2 protein-coding genes are annotated in these 1,749 nt (G+C 61.1%); both read left to right on the top strand.

From position 1 onward, the window contains the following. A partial coding sequence (locus AC1DT3_RS20085) for an aminopeptidase N C-terminal domain-containing protein (RefSeq protein ID WP_477466976.1) occupies nt 1-320 on the top strand: 320 nt, incomplete at its 5' end. A gap of 208 nt (nt 321-528) precedes the next feature. Then, nucleotides 529-1,749: PAS domain-containing protein (locus tag AC1DT3_RS20080; protein ID WP_477466975.1), on the top strand; the 1,221-nt coding region annotated here is incomplete at its 3' end.

Genomic DNA, 1,749 nt, shown 5'->3' with positions numbered 1-1,749 from the left:
TGCGACGCCTGATGCGGCACGAAGCCTTCTCACTCAATAACCCGAACCGCGTCCGGGCGTTGATCGGGAGCTTCGCGATGCAGAACCAATCGCAGTTCAATCGTGCCGATGGAGCGGGGTACAGGCTGCTGGCCGAGGTCGTGATTCAGGTCGATGCGTTGAACCCGCAGCTCTCCGCACGGCTCCTCACCGCATTCAGTTCGTGGCGGATGATGGAAAACACCCGACGCCGGCAGGCGCAAATCACCCTGGAAGGCATCAGGGAAAAACCCGATCTGTCTCGCGACGCCGGCGACATCGTCCAGAGATCACTCGCGTAGGAACAGCGGAAAACGTATATAAATCAACGAAATTCGAACGTCCGAGGCCCTGCGATTCGTGTTCGCAGGAAAATCGAAAAATTTCGTTAATCTCGTCGTCCGAATAGCTAGACAAATCACCTGCGCGCGATTCTATTATTAGTGATTCGGGAAGATGCGGCACATCGTTCCGACCACAGGGCGAAATGGATTCCGAGGGGGGATTCGCATGGCGGGGGCGACAACCGCGTGCGTACCCGCGCGTGCGGGCACGATTCTAGGTATAACGCGAACATTCGCGAACCCGGCTTACCGCCGGCTCGAGCAGTATGAATCCTGGCTTCGGCTTGCGGTTCCGGCACTGCTCGCACTCTTTCTGCTGACTCTCGTGGCCAGCGCATGGATTCAAGTGCGCAACAGTCGCGAAGAGACAGTGGTCGATGCGATCAATGACATCGACGTCATCGCATCGCTCGCGGCTGCAAAGCTCGGCACGCACACAGTGCCGGCCAATGCGACCGCGGCATCGACGCAGCTCGCCGATCTCGCGCGAGCAATGCCTGAAGCAGCGCTTCTGCGCAGCCGCGTGATGCTGCTCGCGGACAGCAAGGGCAATGTTCAGGCGGTCTACCCGCCCGGCAACGCTATTCCCACATCACTCACCGATCTTCTCGGCGAGTCGCAGCCTCTGACTTTCTTCGCCGACCGTGCCGGCGTGATGACGATCAAGCTTGGAAACGGCGACGATGGCATCGCGACGGTTCGTTCGCTTCATCCTTCGTCCGGACAGATCGCGATCGTTCAACCCCTGCCCCGCCTTCTCTCGAGCTGGTGGGCGCGCACGCTCGGGCAAATCTCGCTCCTCGGCGCGACGGCTGTCGTCCTTCTCGGAACGGGACTCGCTTATGTGATGCAGGCGAACCGCGCCCGCTCCGCCGACGAGGTCTGCGAGAAGGTTCGCGACCGGATCGACTCCGCTCTCAACCGCGGCCGTTGCGGCCTTTGGGACTGGGATATCGGGCGCGGCCGTATCTATTGGTCGGATTCCATGTACGACCTGCTCGGCTACGAGCGTCGGGACGAGTTCCTGTCGTTCGGCGAAGTGAACGTCATGATCCATCCCGATGATCAGGACCTCTATTCGCTCGCCGAGCAGCTCGCCTCCGCCAGCACGTCGCTCCTCGACTACGAGTTCCGCATCCGCAGCGCGTCCGGCGAATGGGTCTGGTTGCGCGCGCGCGCCGAACTGATGAACGACCCTGATGACGAAACGAGCCACCTCGTCGGCATCGCGGTCGACGTCACCGAGCAGCGCGGACTGGAAGAGAAGACCGCCCGCGCCGACGCGCGCCTCCACGACGCCATCGAGACGATCTCCGAGGCTTTCGTTCTCTGGGACGCGAACAATCGTCTGGTGTTGTGCAATTCGAAGTTCAACAAGCTTCACGAA

The sequence above is a fragment of the Microvirga sp. P4_G7 genome, assembly GCF_056401005.1.
Note: the sequence above shows the minus strand (reverse complement) of the source record. Positions and strands in the feature narration are given on the sequence as shown.